16 protein-coding genes and 1 pseudogene are annotated in these 17,141 nt (G+C 72.7%); 5 read left to right on the forward strand and 12 right to left on the reverse strand.

Features of this window, described 5'->3' with window-relative positions; all coding sequences use genetic code 11:
• Positions 1-763: 763 nt before the first annotated feature.
• From recG to ACVGV0_RS18355, 4 genes are all read right to left on the reverse strand, one after another.
• Positions 764-3,028, reverse strand: coding sequence for an ATP-dependent DNA helicase RecG (gene recG / locus ACVGV0_RS18340; RefSeq protein WP_459156927.1), 2,265 nt, complete (start codon positions 3,026-3,028; stop codon positions 764-766).
• Between the two features lie 145 nt (positions 3,029-3,173).
• Complete coding sequence (locus ACVGV0_RS18345; protein ID WP_459156928.1) at positions 3,174-3,707, reverse strand: PepSY domain-containing protein; 534 nt, start codon at positions 3,705-3,707, stop codon at positions 3,174-3,176.
• A 105-nt stretch (positions 3,708-3,812) separates the two neighbouring features.
• A complete protein-coding gene (locus ACVGV0_RS18350) occupies positions 3,813-5,105 on the reverse strand; it encodes a sensor histidine kinase (RefSeq protein WP_459156929.1) in 1,293 nt (430 codons plus the stop codon).
• Positions 5,105-5,803: a response regulator transcription factor gene (locus ACVGV0_RS18355; protein ID WP_459156930.1), complete on the reverse strand. Its 699-nt coding sequence runs from the start codon at positions 5,801-5,803 to the stop codon at positions 5,105-5,107. The genes ACVGV0_RS18350 and ACVGV0_RS18355 overlap by 1 nt, the downstream gene beginning before the upstream one ends.
• A gap of 55 nt (positions 5,804-5,858) precedes the next feature.
• Between ACVGV0_RS18355 and ACVGV0_RS18360 the strand changes: the two genes are divergently transcribed.
• Positions 5,859-6,320 (forward strand): hypothetical protein, encoded by a 462-nt coding sequence (locus ACVGV0_RS18360; protein ID WP_459156931.1) that lies wholly within the window; start codon positions 5,859-5,861, stop codon positions 6,318-6,320.
• A gap of 220 nt (positions 6,321-6,540) precedes the next feature.
• Here the strand turns inward: ACVGV0_RS18360 and ACVGV0_RS18365 are convergent, their stop codons facing one another.
• The 5 genes and pseudogenes from ACVGV0_RS18365 to ACVGV0_RS18385 form a co-directional block, all read right to left on the reverse strand.
• The gene (locus ACVGV0_RS18365) at positions 6,541-7,206 is read right to left on the reverse strand and encodes a YdcF family protein (protein WP_459156932.1); all 666 of its coding nucleotides are present in this window, start codon (positions 7,204-7,206) and stop codon (positions 6,541-6,543) included.
• Positions 7,207-7,226: 20 nt separating this feature from the next.
• Positions 7,227-7,994 carry a GntR family transcriptional regulator gene (locus ACVGV0_RS18370; RefSeq protein WP_459156933.1) on the reverse strand — a complete coding sequence of 256 codons (768 nt, stop codon included), beginning with the start codon at positions 7,992-7,994 and terminating at the stop codon, positions 7,227-7,229.
• Positions 7,995-8,645: 651 nt separating this feature from the next.
• Positions 8,646-8,747, reverse strand: a pseudogene (locus ACVGV0_RS18375) (YdcF family protein); the annotation flags it as partial.
• A gap of 140 nt (positions 8,748-8,887) precedes the next feature.
• Positions 8,888-9,022 carry a hypothetical protein gene (locus ACVGV0_RS18380; RefSeq protein WP_459156934.1) on the reverse strand — a complete coding sequence of 45 codons (135 nt, stop codon included), beginning with the start codon at positions 9,020-9,022 and terminating at the stop codon, positions 8,888-8,890.
• Positions 9,023-9,318: 296 nt separating this feature from the next.
• On the reverse strand, positions 9,319-10,914 hold the full coding sequence (locus tag ACVGV0_RS18385) for a DAK2 domain-containing protein (protein WP_459156935.1): 1,596 nt from the start codon (positions 10,912-10,914) through the stop codon (positions 9,319-9,321).
• Between the two features lie 406 nt (positions 10,915-11,320).
• Here ACVGV0_RS18385 and rpmB point away from each other — a divergent pair, with 406 nt between their 5' ends.
• Complete coding sequence (rpmB, locus tag ACVGV0_RS18390) at positions 11,321-11,512, forward strand: 50S ribosomal protein L28 (RefSeq protein ID WP_459160054.1); 192 nt, start codon at positions 11,321-11,323, stop codon at positions 11,510-11,512.
• A 68-nt stretch (positions 11,513-11,580) separates the two neighbouring features.
• Here rpmB and ACVGV0_RS18395 read toward each other — a convergent pair whose 3' ends face one another.
• The 3 genes from ACVGV0_RS18395 to ACVGV0_RS18405 all read right to left on the reverse strand — a co-directional run bounded on the left by ACVGV0_RS18395 (position 11,581) and on the right by ACVGV0_RS18405 (position 14,132).
• On the reverse strand, positions 11,581-12,162 hold the full coding sequence (locus ACVGV0_RS18395) for an Rv1733c family protein (RefSeq protein ID WP_459156936.1): 582 nt from the start codon (positions 12,160-12,162) through the stop codon (positions 11,581-11,583).
• Positions 12,163-12,390: 228 nt separating this feature from the next.
• Positions 12,391-13,065, reverse strand: coding sequence for a uracil-DNA glycosylase (locus ACVGV0_RS18400; RefSeq protein ID WP_459156937.1), 675 nt, complete (start codon positions 13,063-13,065; stop codon positions 12,391-12,393).
• Positions 13,066-13,166: 101 nt separating this feature from the next.
• Entirely contained in the window at positions 13,167-14,132 is a 966-nt protein-coding gene (locus ACVGV0_RS18405; protein WP_459156938.1) for a thiamine-phosphate kinase, read from the reverse strand.
• Positions 14,133-14,228: 96 nt separating this feature from the next.
• Here ACVGV0_RS18405 and ACVGV0_RS18410 point away from each other — a divergent pair, with 96 nt between their 5' ends.
• The 3 genes from ACVGV0_RS18410 (at position 14,229) to ACVGV0_RS18420 (ending at position 16,964) form a co-directional block, all read left to right on the forward strand.
• On the forward strand, positions 14,229-14,462 hold the full coding sequence (locus tag ACVGV0_RS18410; RefSeq protein WP_459156939.1) for an Lrp/AsnC ligand binding domain-containing protein: 234 nt from the start codon (positions 14,229-14,231) through the stop codon (positions 14,460-14,462).
• A gap of 89 nt (positions 14,463-14,551) precedes the next feature.
• The gene (locus ACVGV0_RS18415; RefSeq protein ID WP_459156940.1) at positions 14,552-15,130 is read left to right on the forward strand and encodes a DUF3515 domain-containing protein; all 579 of its coding nucleotides are present in this window, start codon (positions 14,552-14,554) and stop codon (positions 15,128-15,130) included.
• A 373-nt stretch (positions 15,131-15,503) separates the two neighbouring features.
• Positions 15,504-16,964, forward strand: coding sequence for an alpha-amylase (locus ACVGV0_RS18420; protein WP_459156941.1), 1,461 nt, complete (start codon positions 15,504-15,506; stop codon positions 16,962-16,964).
• The last annotated feature ends 177 nt before the right edge of the window (positions 16,965-17,141 follow it).

A 17,141-nucleotide genomic window follows, 5' to 3' on the forward strand; every position in this document is an offset into this window, starting at 1 on the left:
AACCTCCCGCGTGGTGAAACGCGCATCAGCTTCATGACCTGCACGGACTCGCCAGCGACACAAGCGAGCAGGAGGAGAAAATTTTTGGAAATTTTTCGTTCAGGTAAGAAGGGGCGAGCAGCGGGGCGCGGACCCGCCCGCCGCACGCCCCCGCGGCGCTCGCCGAACCCGCGCCGAGTCCCCACCGGGCCTGCGCCGAACATGCCCAAGATGCACGGCGACTCGGCGTGCGCCTGGGAATCCACCGGCAGCGGCCCGGTGGAGCAGCTGGTCCGCACGCCCTTCCCGACCACCGTGGAGGACGTGCGCGCGGGCCGCGAGAACGCGGTCGACCACCGGGAGCTCCCGGTCGCCGGCTGCCCCGCGGTGCGGTCCAACGCCGAATCCCCGGACAGCACCGGCACGTGCCGGATCTTCGCGGCGACCTCGCAGGAGTCGCCGCTGCGCTCCGTCGCCCACAGCAGCACGGATCCGTGCGCGCGGGCCGCGCGAGGGGCCGAGAAGGACTTCGTCAGGTCGTTTTGCGCACGGTTGAGGGCGGGCGGCTGGGGGCAGATGGGAGGAACCTCCTGCACGGCTCTCGCTCCGGGTGCTCGACCTCGAGTAGCGACCTGCACCACGTCTCGCCTTCCTCGCGAGAGCCACGCAGGAGAACCCGCCGATGGTCCGGTTGCTCAGGTGGCGCTTCGACACTGCCGTGTCGAAGGGGAGGCAATCGCGGCTGCCCCGCGACGGCAGGCGTCAGTGACATAACAAAGCACCACTAGACCTTCTCCAGGTACTCGGCCTGCTCGTCGGCGACCAGCTCGTCGACCATCCGCCGCAGGCCCTGGTGGCGCTGGAGGCGCGGATCGTCGCTGGTGAGCCGCTCCGCCTCCTCCCGCGCCCGGGCGATGACGTCCTCGTCCCGCAGCAGCGAGAGCATCCGCAGGCCGGAGCGGCGCCCCGACTGCGCCGCTCCGAGGATGTCGCCCTCGCGCCGCAGCTGCAGGTCCAGCCGAGCGAGTTCGAACCCGTCCGTGGTGGAGGCGACCGCGTCCAGTCGTTCGCGCGTGGTCGTCCCCGCCAGCGCTTCGGTCACCAGCAGGCACAGCCCGGGGGCGCGGCCGCGCCCGACGCGGCCGCGCAGCTGGTGCAGCTGGCTCACGCCGAACCGGTCGGCGTCCATGATGACCATGACCGTCGCGTTGGGCACGTCCACGCCGACCTCGACCACCGTGGTGGCCACGAGCACGTCGAGCTCCCCCGCGGCGAAGGCGCGCATCGTCTCGTCCTTGTCCTCGGAGGACAGTCTCCCGTGCAGCTCGCCGATGCGCAGGTCCGACAACGGGCCGCGGCGCAGCTGCTCGGCCACGTCGAGCACCGCGAGCGGCTGCCGCTGCCCGTTCCCGGAGTCACCTGCGGCGTCCTCATCGGACTGGTTGCTCGCCCCTTCCTCGTCTGAATCCGATGTGGACTCCTCGGAACGCCGGGAATCGGGATCATCACCGATGCGCGGGCAGACGACGTAGACCTGGTGGCCGGTGCCGACCTCCTCGCGGATGCGCTCCCACGCCCGGGTCAGCCACGCGGGTTTCTCCGCCGCCGGCACCACGCTCGTGCTGATCGGGGGGCGCCCGTGCGGCAGTTCCCGCAGCGCCGAGGTCTCCAGATCGCCGTAGACGGTCATCGCCACCGTGCGCGGAATCGGCGTCGCGGTCATGACCAGCACGTGCGGGGACATCCCCGCCCCGGCGCGCCCCCGCAGGGCGTCGCGCTGCTCCACCCCGAAGCGGTGCTGCTCGTCCACGACCACCATCCCCAGGTCGGCGAAGGACACCTGGTCCTGGATCAGGGCGTGCGTGCCGACGACGATGCCGGCCCGCCCCGAGGTCGCGTCCAGCAGGGCCTGCCTGCGCTGCGCCGCCGGCAGCGAGCCCGTGATCAGCACGATCCGCGTGGCCTCGTCGTCAGCGCCGAGCTCGCCGCCGCGCGCCAGCTCGCCGAGCAGTTCCGCGAGCGAGCGGGCGTGCTGGGCGGCGAGCACCTCGGTCGGCGCGAGCATCGCCGCCTGCCTGCCGGAGTCGATCACCTGCAGCATCGCGCGCAGCGCCACCACGGTCTTGCCGCTGCCCACTTCCCCCTGCACCAGGCGGTTCATCGGGTGCTCGGCCGCCAGGTCGGCGGCGATGTGCTCGCCCACCTCGCGCTGGCCCGTGGTGAGCTCGAACGGGATCCGCTCGTCGAAGCGGCTCAGCAGCCCGCTCTCCCGGGGCGGGCTCGCGGGCGCGGGCTGGTGCTCGACGTCGGCGCGCTGCCGCGCCAGGGCCAGCTGCACCGCCAGCGCCTCGTCCCACTTGAGCCGCTCCTGCGCGGCCTCCACGTCCGCGTGGTCCTGCGGCAGGTGGATCCGGCGCAGCGCCGATTCCAAGTCGGACAGCTCGTGGCGTTCGCGGACCTCAGCGGGGAGCGGATCGTCGGTGCCGTCCCAGACGTCGAGCACCTGCCGGACGCAGCGGGCGATCGACCAGGACGGCATCCCCTGCGCGGCCGGGTACACGGGGATCAGCGCTGCTGCGAACTCCTCGGCGGCCGAGTCCGCGTCGGCGCCGTCCGAAGTGAACAGCTGGTACTCCGGGTGGGCCAGCTGGAGCTGGCTGCGGTAGGCGGTGACCTTGCCCGCGAACATGCCGCGCCGCCCCGGCTGCAGCTCCCGCTCGCGCCACGCCTGGTTGAAGAACGTGCAGATCAGCGAACGCTGCCCGTCGGTGATCCGCGCTTCGACGATCGTGCCCCGGCGGGAGCGCATGTTCCGCTTGCCGACGCGCTCCACCTGGGCGAGCACCGTCGCGTGCTCGCCGATCTCCAGGCCGGAGATCTTGGTGAGCTCGCCGCGCTCGGCGTAGCGGCGCGGGTAGTGCCGCAGCAGATCGCCCACCGTGCTCAAGCCGAGCGCGGAGTCGAGCGCCTTGGCCGTCTTGCGCCCCAGGACGCGGTCCAGCCGGGTGTCCCCGGTGGTCGTCCGCCCCTGTTCCGAATTCGTGGTCATCGTGCACGTCACCAGCTTCGATCCGAACTCCCGCTGAGAAAGCTATCGGATCGGGCCGACACCGTGCGCACCACCGGTCCCGCCGGGGCCGTGCCGCCGCGCGGGGCGCCCGCCCGGGCGCCCCGCGCGGCGGAGGCGGTTCGGCTCAGTCGTCGGTGTCCTCCTCGAAGGAGACGATCTGCCCGTTGTCCGCGTTGATCTCGACCTCGTACTCGGTGTTGCCCTTGCGGAGGTCGAGCTCCCACTCCACGCCGTAGCAGCGGTCGAGGTCGATCTCGGTGACGCTCGCGCCGGGCACCTTCTTCAGCGCGATCCGCTCGGCCTGCTTCTCGTCGACCGAGGGCTGCCCGGTCGAGCAGTGCTCGGGCCACGGGTTGCCCCGGTGGGGGTGCGCCCGGTCCGCGTCCGGACCGGTGCGGATCTCGTCCGGGTCGGGCCCGGTGTAGTGCTCGCCCGGGCCGGTGTAGATCTCATCGGGGTCCGGTCCGGTGTAGGGCTGGTCGGACTGCTGCTGCGCCGACGCCGGGCGGACTTCGGCGGGCTGACCTCCGTTCTGGCCCCCGTCGCCTGCGAACGCGACCGCCGTGCTGCCCAGCGCCAGCACTCCGCCGGTAACCGCGACCGCTCCGATCAGCTTCTTGTTGCCCATCACGCCGTGCCTTTCCACGTGTCCTTCCATCGGGCTCCGCGTCTTCGCGTCGCCGTCGACCACGACGTTCCCAGCGGTGCGACTAACCGGGCGCTACTCGAGCGCTAAGAAAAAGTTAAAAAGCGTCATCGCAGGTCACGAAGCTGCTCGCCCGAGCTCGACGGTCACGCGGGCACCTCCGCCGGGCGCCTGCTCCAGGCGCACACCGCCACCCGAGTCGACGGCGGCGCGGCGGACGATGTCCAGGCCCAGACCGCTCGACCCGCTCCCGCTGGCCCCGCGCCGCAGCGGACCGGTGTCCGAGGTCGGGAAACCCGCGCCCTCGTCGTCGACCACCAGCAGCACCACGCCGTCCCCGGGCGCCAGCGTCACGGAGAACCCGACCCCGTCCTCGGTGTGGCCGAAGACGTTGCCGAGCAGCGCGTCCACGCACGCGGCCAGGTCCGCCCCGCTGACCGCGACCGGCAGCGGCCCCGCGGCGAGGTCGGTGCGCACCTCGCGGTCGGTGTCCTCGGCGAGCACCGACCAGAAGGACACCCGCTCGGACACGACGGCGGCCGCGTCGCAGTGCTCCGCGACCTCGCCGGTGGAGGTGCCGCTGCGCCGCCCCGCCTCATCGATGATCCTGGTGACCGCGCGCTGCAGCGCGTCCACGTGGTCGGTGATCCGCTGCGACTCGTCCGGGTCGGACAGCGCTTCGGCGTCCAGCCGCAGCGACATCAGCGGCGTGCGCAGCCGGTGGGACAGGTCCGCGGCGCGCTCGCGTTCCTCGGCGAGCAGCTCGCGGATCCGGGCGGCCAGGTGGTTCAGCGCGGTGCCGACGTCGCGCATCTCCTGCGGGGCCTGGACCCGGGCGCGCGCGTCCAGCTCCCCGGACGCCAGCCGGTGCGACACCCCGGCGAGCTCCCGCGTCGGACGCACGAGACCGCGCGCCATCCGGTCGGCGACGAGCACGCTCAGCGCCGACAGCGCCGCGCCCAGACCGGCCAGCAGCAGCCACGCGCGGTGCACCCCGCGCATGAGCTCCGCCTCGCTGACCGCGGTGCGGATGACCGCCCGACCGCCGGCGGCGTCGCCCACCGACACCACCACTTCCACGCCGTCCTCGGTGTCCACGGTGAGGCTGCGGCCCCGCTCGGCCAGCCGCACCGCCGGAGTGCGCTCGGACTCCGCGCCGAGCTGCGTGCCGTCACCGCGGAAGACGGTGACCGGGAACCGCCCCTCGGCGTTGGCCTGCTGGACGCTGAGCTCCAGCACGCGCGGATCCGCGGTGGACACCACCGAGGTGAGCGCCTGCGCCTGCACGGTCGCGTCGTTGACCGCCCTGTCGAAGGCCACGGTGCGCGCCAGCACGGCCAGCGGGATGAGGAAGGCCACCACCACGAGCACGGTGGTGGCCACGACGAGCAGCGCGATCCGCCGCCGCATCAGGAGGCACCCCCCTGCTCCTCGGGGGTGCCCAGCCGCACGCCCACCCCGCGCACCGTGTGCAGGTACCGCGCGTTCTTCGCGGTCTCCCCGAGCTTGCGCCGCATCCACGACAGGTGCACGTCCACGGTCTTGTCCGCTCCGCCGTAGGGCAGCTGCCACACCTCGGTGAGCAGCTCCCGCTTGCTCACCACCTGCCCGGGGCGCAGGGCGAGGTAGTGCAGCACGTCGAACTCCCGCGGGGTCAGCTCCAGCACCGCACCGTCCAATGTGGCCGTGCGCGAGGCGGGGTCGAGGCGCAGTCCGCCCACGACCAGGACCTCGGGAGCCGGGCGCTCCCCGCCGCGCCGCAGCACCGCGCGGATGCGCGCGTCCAGCTGACCGGCCCCGAACGGTTTGACGACGTAGTCGTCAGCGCCCGAGTCCAGCACCTCCACGATCTCGTCCTCCGCACCGCGGGCCGTGGCCACCACGACCGGCACGCGGCTGACCGCGCGGAGCATGCGCAGCATCTCCCGCCCGTCCAGATCGGGCAGGCCGATGTCGAGCACCACCACGTCCGGGTTCTGCGCCACCACCTGGTTCAGCCCGTGCATGGCGGTCGCCGCCGAGGTGACGGCGTGCCCGAGTTCGTGCAACGCCTTGCTCAACGAGCTGCGAATGGTCGCGTCGTCCTCGACCAACAACACTTGCGCCACGCACCGCACCGTAGCCCGCTCGGCTCGCGGGCCACGGCTTGGCATAGTGGACACCATGGCTCGCCCCACCCGCGTCGCGCGCACCGCCCTGGCGGTGGTGGGTTGGTTGGCCGCCGCCGCTGTCGCGGTCGCGGTCGGCCTCGTCGCCGTCTCCGCCCTCGGGCGCGGCATCCTCGCCCCGGGACCGCCGATGACCGATCCGAGCGAGGTCGAAGCGGAGCTGGCCCGCCCCGCGCCGCCCGCGCAGGCGGACCCCGCGCCCGAGGGGCCGAGCGATCGGCCGCAGGAGCGCCACGTCGAACGCACCCCGGGCGGGACCGTGGTGGCCGGCTGCGACGAGGCCGGGCAGGCCTCGCTGCTGTCCTGGAGCCCGGCGCAGGGGTTCCAGGCCGACGACGTCCAGGACGACCCGGCCGACGAGGCGGAGATCACCTTCGAGTCCGACGAGCGGGACGTGGACGTGTCCGTGCAGTGCCAGGAGGGGAAGCCCCGCACCTCGGTCGAGGTGGACGAGTAGCGGCACTGCCCCGTGAGGTCGGGTACGCGGCTGATGGGTGGGCCGCCGGTGCTGGTGTGGTGGCGGTGGTGGTTGTAGCCGTGCAGCCAGGTGGGCAAGGCTGCGCGCCGTTGGTCTCGGTGCTGCAGGGCTGGGCGCAGGCCCATTCGTCGAGCAGTGTGCGGCGGGCAGCGCAACGACCCCGCCGCGGGCCACGGGGCCCTGCGGTTTCCGGGCCCTCTCACGGGAGCAACCGTGCGGTGTAGCCCGCCTCGACCAGGCGCCGGTACGACCGGTCGACCTCGGCGGGCACCTCCTGCGGCGCGGCGAACCCGAGCTCGGCGTAGCGGGTGATCCGCTGGGTGTCGCCGACGAGCATGGACACGACCCGCTCGGCGTCGCCGACCGAGCGGACGTAGTCGTCCAGCGCGAGCCGCTGCGAGCTGCACACGACTTCCACCTCGGGCCAGACCTCGCGGGCCGTGGCGAAGGCGCGGCGCTGCTGGTACGGGCGGCAGACCAGCAGCACCGAAGCGACCTGGTGGTCCCGCGCGGCGAGCAGGTCGCGGGTGAACGCGATGTTCTCCCCGGTGTTCGTCGCAGCGGGTTCGACGAGCACGGCCGAGTCGGGCACCCCGCGGGCGAGGGCGCGTTCCCGGTAGTGCACCGCCTCGCCGCGCGGGAACCGCGCCACCGTGGTCGGTGCGTTGGCACCGGTGAACACGATCAGCGGGAACATCCCGGCGGCGTACAGCTCGGCGGTATGATCGGCGACCCCGGGGTCGTGGCTGCCCAGGCCGACCCCCGCGTCGCACGGCCGCGGCTCGTGCCCGAGGTCGTGATAGCGCCACAGGCGCTCGACGTCCGCGCGCAGCTCCTCCGGAATGGCCGGTACCGGTGTCCCCACGGCGTCCTCGCACAACTCGATCAGTCCGGGATGTTGAACGTGTAGGTCCACGCGAACCGGGACGCGGCGTGCACCCCGCGGGCGAACTCCACAACCCTGCCCCCGGCCGTGGCCGTCGTTCTGTGCAGGATCATCACGGGTTCGCCCGGTGGCAGTTCGAGGATTTCCGATTCCTCCGGGGTCGGCATCCGCGAGTACACGGTTTCGGTGACCACATCCGGCTCGAGCCCCTGGAGGGCGAGGATCGCGAAGCCACCGCCCTGTCCCGCAGGCCCCGGTGCCGGGTCCGTGAGCGGAGTGCCTTCGACGTCCTCAGGCCGGTAGTAACTCGTGAGCGTGTGCGTGGGCCTGCCGTTGTCCTTCACGAGGCGCGTCCGTTCGTACACGGGTTCACCGGCGCTGATGTCGAGCGCTTCGGCGACCGCGCTGTCGGCACTGGTACTCCGGACCTCGTTGGTCTGGTCGCCCGATTTCCACGCTCGGCCGGAAGCCTCGCGGTCAGCGGCGAAGGCAACCACTCCGCCGAACTTCCACTTGCTCTTCGCGTAGCGTTCAGCACCGAGCCTGCGCATCGGGGGACGGCTGCGCACGACCGTGCCGCGGCGACGCACCGGCGTGACGAGCCCTTCTGACTCCAGTGCTGCAACGGCCTTGCGGATCGTGCCGAGGTTCACGCCGTAGGTCTCGGCAAGCTCGCGCTGCTTCGGAAGGGTCGATCCAGGTGGGTACTGCCCACTCTCGAGCGCTGCGCGGAGATCCGCAGCGACCTCCTTGTACCCGGTTCCCATGTGCGCCGACCTTCCATCTACTCCGCATGAATAAGTATAGATCTAACTCTTTCAAGTGATCCACACAAGCATTACATGTACATCTATTGACGCCGCGGCCATGATCGCATCAAATAGATGTACAACTATTCGGCTTGCATTCCCGAGTCCGTAACCAGAAGCGCGATCCCTCCAAGAGTTCCGGCATGCGGGGAGAACCTATGACTACTGGAACACGACCGCACATGACCAAACGGCCAGACGAGACCGAACAGGAGCACCGCCGCCGGCTGTCGCACTCGTGCTACCGGTGCGGTTGGTACACCGCCAACCTCAGTGAACTGGATCGGCACGAGGACCACTGCGACAGGAGTGCACGTTGAGCGCGGCACACGTACTACTCACCACAGCGGCCGCCACGTTCTTCGCGGCGCTCACGCTGTGCCTGTGGCACTCGGAGTTCCGACCGAGACATGAGGCCGTCGGCACCAGCGGCTCAACGCTCGAGCAACTGCGCGCGCGGAGCGGTATCAGAACCGCGCGGGAGGTCCCGGAGTTCCGCTTGGACGGTCCCGCGATCACCTGGCCAACCATCGACCACGACCAGAGCCGTCCGGAACATGCAAGTGCGCCAACAGCTGCCGACCTTGCTGCGACACCGCGCGACCCGGCAACCGCGCGTTCCCGGTAGTGCACCGCCTCGCCGCGCGGGAACCGCGCCACCGTGGTCGGTGCGTTGGCACCGGTGAACACGATCAGCGGGAACATCCCGGCGGCGGGGAACTCGCCCTCCAGCGGCAGCTCGACGCGCAGCGCAGCGTCCGTCGACGGCTGCCCCGTCGAGCGGCTCGCACGCACGATCAGCCGTCACCACCGCGATCTCCCGACGCGCGCCCACGGCGAGGAAAGCGCGGTCACCGAGGCCGAGTCCCCGCGCACTCGCCAGCGGATCCCTCCGCGGCCTCGGCCCGGCGTTCCGCGAGGAGGTCGTCGACCACCGAGCCGGAACCGCCGGCCTCCTCCCGCGCCGCGATTGCCATGTCCTGCATGCGCCGCGTCATGTCCCGGCGGGCCTCGATGACGACCCGACTGCCGTCGCGGTACTCGACGAGCTCGGTACCGGAACCCCGACCGAGTTCGCGGCGAAGATCAGCGCCCTCGCTCGCTCAACTTGACGGTCGTTTCCGGCATTCTGCCAGCGCAGATGCCACATTCATGGATGCCATGTGCTCACCGGGAACATTGCACTGAGCTGCGAACCAGTACACCTCCGGGGCAACCACGCAGCACTGGCACGGCCGCGCAGCGACCGACCCCGCCCAACGCGCTCCCCGCAGCTGCGCCCTCACTCGATGCCGAGCAGGAGCACCGCGTCCAGGTCCGGTGCGCTGTGGGCGGTGAACTCGACCTCGGGGTGCCTCCGGCGCAGGTGGCCGCCCAGCTCCTCCGCCAGCTCCGGGTCGGCGACGAGCGCGCTGAGCAGTTCCCCGCCGGTGTCCAGCACGCGGTCGACGAGCTCCCGCGCACCGCTGAGCCGGTCGGCGGCGATGAGCACGACCTCGCCGTCCACCAGGCCGAGCACGTCCCCGGGCCGGCACCGGCCCACCCAGGTCAACGCCTCGGTGTCGGCCACGCGCAGCTCCCCGCGGCGGGTCGCCGCGGCGGCCTCGGCCATGGCGACGTGATCGTCCGAGCGCCGCCGGTGCGGATCGTGCACGGCCACCGCTGCCAAGCCCTGCACCGGCGAGACGGTGGGCACGACCACGACCTCCTGCCCCTCGCGCTCGGCCTGGCGCGCCGCGGCCTCCGCCGCAGCGGCGACCTCCGCGTCGTTCGGCAGCAGCACCACGTGGGTGGCCGCGGTCTCCCGGACGGCTGCGCCCAGGCGCGCGGCGCCCGCGGAGGCGTCGAGGAGCACCGCGTGCACGCCCTCGGCGGTGAACAGCTCGGCCACCGAGGGGCTCGGCGCACCGGCGAGGACGGCGCTGCGCACGCCGGCGGGGGGTTCGGCCGGGGTCGCGTCGGCGAACCGCGTCACGGAGATGCGGTGCACCCGGCCGGACTCGATGCCGCACTCGATCGCCGCGCCGATGTCGTCGCAGTGCACGTGCACCGCCCAGGACTCCGCGCCGTCCCCGGCCACCGAGATGCAGTCGCCGAGCTCGGCCAGGCGCTGCCGCAGCTGCTCGGCGCGCTCCGGGGTGGTCCCGGACAGCAGGTACATCACCTCGTACTCGAAACCGCCGGCGGGCGCCGCCCCGCCCGCCTCGGTCGCGTCCTCCGCGGCAGCGGGACCGCCGGGCGGTTCGGCGGCGAGACGCCGCCCGTCGCAGACGGTTTCGTGCAGCGCGTCCAGCAGGACCACGAACCCCCGCCCGCCGGCGTCGACCACGCCCGACTCCCGCAGCGCGGACAGCTGGCCGGGTGTGGCGGCGAGCGCGTCGACCGCGGCCACCGTGGCCGCCCGCACCACCTCGGCCAGCTCGCCGCCGCCCAGTTCACCGCCGCGGTCGGCGGCCTCGGCCGCGGCCCGGGTCACCGACAGGAACGTGCCCTGCGCGGGTTCCGCGACGGCCGCGGCGGCCGCCCGGTCCGCCTGCCGCAGCGCGGCGGCGAACGCCGCTCCGTCCCCGGTGGCGCACCCGCCGAAGGCCGCGGCGAAACCGCGCAGCGCCTGGGCCAGCAGCACGCCGGAGTTTCCGCGCGCGCCCGCGACCGCGCCCTTCGCCGCCGCCTCCAGGGCGGCCCCGAGGTCAGCAGCCCCCACCGGGGCCATGGCGCGCCAGCCGGCGCGGGCCGTGTGCAGCAGGTTCGTCCCGGTGTCCCCGTCGGCGACCGGGTAGACGTTGATCCGGTCGATGGCGGCACGCTCGTCGGTGAGATGCCCCACCGTCCGCGCCATCCAGCGACGAGCAGCGGAGACGTCCAGCGTCCGCAGCACCGGCCCCTCCTCGTCCGTGTCGTGCGCCCCGCAGCCTAGTAGCCCGCCGGGCCGCGCCAGGCGTTCAGCCGTCGGAGGCCGGCACCGAGTGACTCAGCTCGCACGTGGCACCGCTCCGCTGCACACCGCGGCGGGGCGGGCGGTACGCTGCGCGGGACAGCACGGTGCGCCGGGACAACGGACCCGCCGCGCGGGGGGAGGACCCCGGTGAGCTACACTGATCCGGTCCCGGGCGGCGAAACCCAGGGCGACCGCGTTCCCGTGGGAACCGGACTCGGGGCGCCTAGCCGCCAACGGCGGTACACAGCAAGCGCAGTCACCCCTGGGTGACAGACCACACGCAAGTGGGAGTCGCTTGCGTGGCTCTCATCGCTGTAACCGTCAACGCGAAGAAGGGGTGTCTGACGTGGCTGCCGTCTGCGACGTCTGCGGCAAAGGACCTGGCTTCGGCAACTGGGTCTCGCACTCCCACCGGAAGACGAGGCGCCGGTGGAACCCGAACATTCAGACCGTGCACGCCAAGATCGGTCTGTCGCAGCGCAAGCGGATGAACGTGTGCACCTCCTGCCTGAAGGCGGGCAAGGTCGTGCGCGGCTGAAACCGCATCTCGTGCGAAAAACCCCGGGCCGGTCGGACCGACCCGGGGTTTTTCGCGTCCGCGGGGCGTCAGTTGGGTTGACCCCGCCAGCGCGGTTCCACCTTCTCCCACTCCTCTTCCCAGGCGTGCAGGCGCCGCCGCGTGATGTACCAGCGCGCCGCGCCGTAGCCGAGGGCACCGGTGACCGCGAAGCCGACGGCCACGAACGCGCCGGTCACCCCGGCTGCCTGGACGGCATCGCCCTCGGTCATGGGCGGGCTGGTGATGTCGCCGGACCTGTCGACCCAGACGGGCACCTCGGGCCGCGATGCGACGTTGCGGGGCACGTCGACGATGGCGAACCGCGCGTCGTCGCCCCGGCCGAGCCGTACGGCCACGCTCTCCACGCCCCGCTCCTGCGGCGCGCGGGCGACGACCGTCGCCGCGACCTCGTTCTTCGCGCTCTGCTCGGCCCGGGCCTGGTCGACCCCCCGGGCCAGTTCCAGCTGACCGACGAACATCGCGGTGACGAAGCCGCCGATGAGGAACGCGACCAGGAGCGCCACCGCGAGCGGCTCGAACCAGTCCGTGCCGCGCCACAGCGGATTCGCGCGGTCTCGCCCCCCGCGGAACAGGAACCGCAGGCCGAAGGGCGTCCTCCCGGCTGCCATAACGAGCCCTCTCCCCGCAGTGACCAGCACTGACGCTACGGATGGCCCCGTCTGTTCCAATGTACGTCCGGGACGGAGCCTCCCTCCAGCACTGGCCGGACGCAGCCCCGCTAGTCACTGAACCGGGTGACAAGCGCCCGGTTCGTCCCAGCGCACCGGGGCGCGGTGCTGCGCTCCGGGCCGTGCGGCGAGCTCCTGAACGGCGGGCTCGGCTCCCCCGCGCCGGGGCTACGGGAGCTTCCAGTCGACGGGGCGGCCGCCCTGCTGCTCGAGCAGCTCGTTGGCCTTGCTGAACGGGCGCGAGCCGAAGAATCCGCGGTCGGCCGACATGGGGCTCGGGTGCGGGGATTCGACGCAGGCCACGCCGGGCATGAGCGAGCGCAGTTCGCGCGCGTGCCGGCCCCACAGCACGGCGACGAGCGGTTCGGAGCGCCCGGCGAGCGCGCGGATGGCCTGGGCGGTCACTTCCTCCCACCCGCGTCCGCGGTGCGAGCCGGGCTTGTGCGGTTCGACGGTCAGCGCCCGGTTGAGCAGCAGCACGCCGCGCTCCGCCCACGGCGTGAGATCGCCGCTCGACGGCATCGGGTGCCCCAGGTCGGAGACGTACTCGCGGAAGATGTTGACCAAGCTCTTCGGCGGGCGCACGTCCGGCGCCACGGAGAAGCTCAACCCCACCGCGTGCCCCGGCGTGGGATACGGGTCCTGGCCGACGATGAGCACCCGCACGTCGTGGAACGGCTGCTGGAAGGCGCGGAGCACGTTCTCCGGGGCGGGCAGGTACGTCCGCCCCGCGGTGACCTCGTCGCGCAGGAACGCGCCCATCTCGGCGATGCGGTCGGCCACGGGCTCGAGCGCCTCGGCCCACCCGGCCTCGATCTGTTCGTGCAGAGGACGTGCTGCCATGCTCGCCAGCTTAGGGAGTCCGCGGACGGGCCGTCGCGGGTGGGTGGCCGGGGAGCGCCGGGCACCCCGGCGAGCCCTCGCGCTGGGCGCGACCGGACTCCCTAACGCCAGTGCTGCCAACCGGATTCCGCGTCGAACTCCGCCCCGTCGACGGTGACCCCGCTGCCTTCGGCGACCTCGCCGAGCACGCGCCACCCTCCGGGCACCGCCGACCCGGCGGGGAACGTGGCAGCGAGCGCCTGGTCCTCCCCTCCGGTGAGCACCCAGGTCCGCGCGTCGGCGCCGAGCGCCGAGGCGACCTCGCTCAACCGGTGCGGCACGTCGAGCAGTTCGGACCGCACGTCGATGGCCACATCGGACGCCGCTGCCACGTGGCCGAGGTCGGCCAGCAGTCCGTCGGAGATGTCCACCATGGACGTGGCGCCGGCTGCTGCGGCCTGCGGACCGGCGTCGTAGGGCGGTTCGGGGACGCGGTGGGCGCCGACGACGGCCAGCGGCGAGCGGAACCCGCGCGCGAGCACCGCGTACCCGGCCGCGGACCAGCCGAGCCGCCCGGCGACGGCGAGCACGTCGCCCGGGCGCGCACCGGCGCGGGTGACGGGTTCCCGCCCGCGCAGGTCGCCGAGGGCCGTGACGGAGAGGGTGAGCACGCTGGAGGAGACCATGTCCCCGCCGATCACGCCGACTCCGACCTTCCCGCCTTCCTCCGCCAGCCCGGCGGAGAGGCCGTCGACCAGGTCGAGCGGCGTGTCCGCGGGGCAGGCGAGGCCGACGAGCAGTCCGGTCGGCTCGGCCCCCATCGCGGCGATGTCGGAGAGGTTGACCGCCGCGGCCTTGCGGCCGACCTGGTGCGGCGTGGACCAGTCGAGCCGGAAGTGCACGCCGTCGACGAGGACGTCGGTGCCGGCGACGACGCTGCCGCCGGGGGCCGCGAGCACGGCCGCGTCGTCGCCGGGTCCCAGCAGGGTCGCCTCCGACTGGGAGCGCCCCGCCGCCACCCGGGAGATCAGGTCGAACTCACCGAGCTCAGCGATCGTGCGCGTGTTCTCCGTCGCATCGGGCCCCAACGGAAACCGTCCTTCCTCGAGTATCGGCTCGGGGCAGTGGGGTACTACGCTGCCAGTTTCCTACCCGAGTGCAGGGACGAGCGGAAAGGGCACACCGTGGTACAGGCGTACATCCTCATCCAGACCGAGGTCGGCAGGGCCGCCGACGTCGCCTCGGAGATCGCCGGCATGCCCGGCGTCCTCACCGCCGAGGACGTCACCGGTCCGTACGACGTCATCGTGCGCGCCGAGTCCGAGAACGTCGACCAGCTGGGCAAGATGGTGGTCGCGCGCATCCAGAACGTCAGCGGCATCACGCGCACGCTCACCTGCCCGATCGTCCACCTCTGAGCCCGGCGGCCGGCTGCTGGGGTGTTGCCCACCGCGCATCCGTCCGGGGGGTGTGCGCGGTGGCCGGCCTGCGATGCTGTAGTGGGTGCGTGCGCGAGCAGACGGTGTCCGGAATCCCCAAACCTGCCTTGATCGCGGCGATCGCGCTGAGCGCGGTGCTGGCCCTGGTCGTGGCGGGGCTGGGCGCCTACTCCCGATACACCGAGCACCAGCGCCAGCAGGCCGTCGAGCGGGCCGAGCAGGCGCGGCGTTCCGGCCCGCTGGCGATGCCGCCCGTGCCCGCGCCCGCTGCCGGCGGCCCCGAGTGCGCCCGGGTGGTGGAGGCGCTGCCGGAGTCGCTCGAGATCGGCGGTCAGCAGGTGCCGCGGCGCGCGATCGCCCAACCCGCCCCGGACGGCGCCGTGGCCTGGGGCGATGCGGACCACGACCCGATCACCCTGCGCTGCGGGGTTCCCGCTCCCGCTGAGTTGCGGCCGACCTCGCCGCTGGTCGAGGTCAACGGGGTGCGCTGGCTGGAGATCAACCAGGCCGGAGACACCACGTGGCTCGCCGTGGACCGGTCGGTCTACGTGGCGCTGACCCTGCCCGCCGGTTCGGGCAGCGCTCCACTGCAGGACCTCGCGAACGTCCTCGGCTCGAGCCTGCCGGAGGGCGAGGTCTTCAAGTAGCACCCGCGGGCCGAGGCCCCTCCCACCCCGCGCCGGTCCGCGGTGCCGCGCAACGCCCCGCGGAGCTGCGCAGCGCCGTCCCGCGCCCGCGCGGAGAGCGCGGACCGCACCGGCCGAGCACCGCCACCCCGACGTCCCGCCGGCGCTGGTCGACCCTCCGCCCGGTCCCGCCCGTCGCCGGTACCGCTTCGGTGATCTCCCGGAACTCCGCTGAGCTCGCAGGTGAGCACGGCGGCACCGACGCTCCTTGCAATCTGATTTGCAAGAAATTGCATCCTTCGTTGCAGCTCAAAGCTGTCACCAATGGAGTATTGACTTTATCGGTGAAAGAAATTGTGATGTGCGCTACCGCTTCGGAGCAGAGGAGGTTGGCATGCGATTACCCCTGCTGGCACTCGCCACCGCGCTCGCGGGCACGTCCCTGGTGCCCGCCGCGACCGCCCAGCAGCCCGAGCCCGGCCAGACCCCCGCCACCGCACCGGTGGAGGGGCCGATCATCCAGATGTTCCAGTGGCCCTGGGAGTCCGTCGCGCAGGAGTGCGCGGACTTCCTCGGCCCCGAGGGTTTCGGCGCCGTCCAGGTTTCGCCGCCGCAGGAGCACGTCGTGCTCGAGGACGAGGGCCATCCCTGGTACCAGGACTACCAGCCGGTCAGCTACGAGCTGGACTCGCGCCGCGGTGACCGCGCCGCGTTCGCCTCGATGGTGCGGACCTGCAACACCGCCGGGGTCGAGGTCTACGTCGACGCGGTGGTCAACCACATGACCGGTTCCGGGTCGGTCGACAGCGGCCCGGGCAGCGGCGGTTCGGCCTACGAGAAGTACGACTACCCCGGCACCTACGGGGACGAGGACTTCCACGCCTGCCGCCGGGACATCGAGAACTACGACGACAAGGAGGAAGTGCGCAACTGCGAGCTCGTCGGCCTGGCCGACCTGGCGACGGAGTCCGAACACGTGCGCAGCACCCAGATCGACTACCTCGACGAGCTGGTGGGGCTCGGCGTGTCCGGGTTCCGGGTGGACGGTGCCAAGCACATGCCGCCCGAGGACGTCGCAGCGGTCTTCGGCTCCCTGCGGGACGTTCCGGGGACCGGCCAGAAGCCCTACGTGTACCAGGAGGTCATCGCGGACGGCACGACGAGGGCCGGGGAGTACGCGGGCAACGGCGACGTGACCGAGTTCGCCTACCAGGGCGAGGTCAGCAACGCGTTCGCGGACGGATCGCTGGCGCAGCTGGCGAACCTGCCCGACTCGATGCCGTTGCCGAGCGAGCAGGCCGTGGCCTTCGTCGACAACCACGACACGCAGCGCACCTCACCGACGCTGACCTACGAGGACGGCGCCGCCTACGACCTGGCCAACGCCTTCACGCTGGCCTACCCGTACGGAACGCCGCGGCTGATGTCCAGCTACGCGTTCGACGACCCCGACGCCGGACCGCCGGCGCGAGCCGACGGGACGACGCTGCCCGCGGATTGCGCGGACGACGCGTGGGTGTGCGAACAGCGGCGGCGGACCATCGCCGGAACGGTCGGATTCAACAACGAGGTGCAGGGCACCGGTCTCACCGACTGGTGGGACAACGGGGGCGGGCAGATCGCGTTCGGGCGCGGCGAGTCCGGTTTCGCGGTGTTCAACCGGGAGGCCGGCGAGCTGTCGCGGACGTTCCAGACCTCGTTGCCGGCGGGGACGTACTGCGACGTGATGACCGGTGAGGCCGCGGGAGGCCGGTGCACCGGTCGCTCCGTCGAGGTCGGTGCGGACGGCACGTTCACCGCCACCGCCGCACCCGACTCCGGGATCGCGCTGCACACCGGGGAGAAGCCGGCCTGACCCCGCGGCGCGCGGGCTCTTCCGGGCGGTTCCGCCGGATCGGCCCGCGCGCCCCGCGTCCGCTGCGGCCCCCGCCCGGAGCGGACTCCGCGCCCCGGCGAGCGCGCACGGCTGCGCCGCTGCCGGCAACCGGTCGTGGCCACCGCCCCGCGGTCCAGCCGAGCACGCCCGGAATCC

The organism is Salinifilum ghardaiensis, assembly GCF_054491345.1.

What these genes read in the sequence shown, in the direction of transcription:
- recG (WP_459156927.1), bottom strand. Translation starts at nt 3,028, where the DNA reads ATGACCACGAATTCGGAACAGGGGCGGACGACCACCGGGGACACCCGG.
- ACVGV0_RS18345 (WP_459156928.1), bottom strand. Translation starts at nt 3,707, where the DNA reads ATGGAAGGACACGTGGAAAGGCACGGCGTGATGGGCAACAAGAAGCTG.
- ACVGV0_RS18350 (WP_459156929.1), bottom strand. Translation starts at nt 5,105, where the DNA reads ATGCGGCGGCGGATCGCGCTGCTCGTCGTGGCCACCACCGTGCTCGTG.
- ACVGV0_RS18360 (WP_459156931.1), top strand. Translation starts at nt 5,859, where the DNA reads ATGGCTCGCCCCACCCGCGTCGCGCGCACCGCCCTGGCGGTGGTGGGT.
- ACVGV0_RS18370 (WP_459156933.1), bottom strand. Translation starts at nt 7,994, where the DNA reads ATGGGAACCGGGTACAAGGAGGTCGCTGCGGATCTCCGCGCAGCGCTC.
- ACVGV0_RS18380 (WP_459156934.1), bottom strand. Translation starts at nt 9,022, where the DNA reads ATGCAGGACATGGCAATCGCGGCGCGGGAGGAGGCCGGCGGTTCCGGC.
- ACVGV0_RS18395 (WP_459156936.1), bottom strand. Translation starts at nt 12,162, where the DNA reads ATGGCAGCCGGGAGGACGCCCTTCGGCCTGCGGTTCCTGTTCCGCGGG.
- ACVGV0_RS18400 (WP_459156937.1), bottom strand. Translation starts at nt 13,065, where the DNA reads ATGGCAGCACGTCCTCTGCACGAACAGATCGAGGCCGGGTGGGCCGAG.
- ACVGV0_RS18420 (WP_459156941.1), top strand. Translation starts at nt 15,504, where the DNA reads ATGCGATTACCCCTGCTGGCACTCGCCACCGCGCTCGCGGGCACGTCC.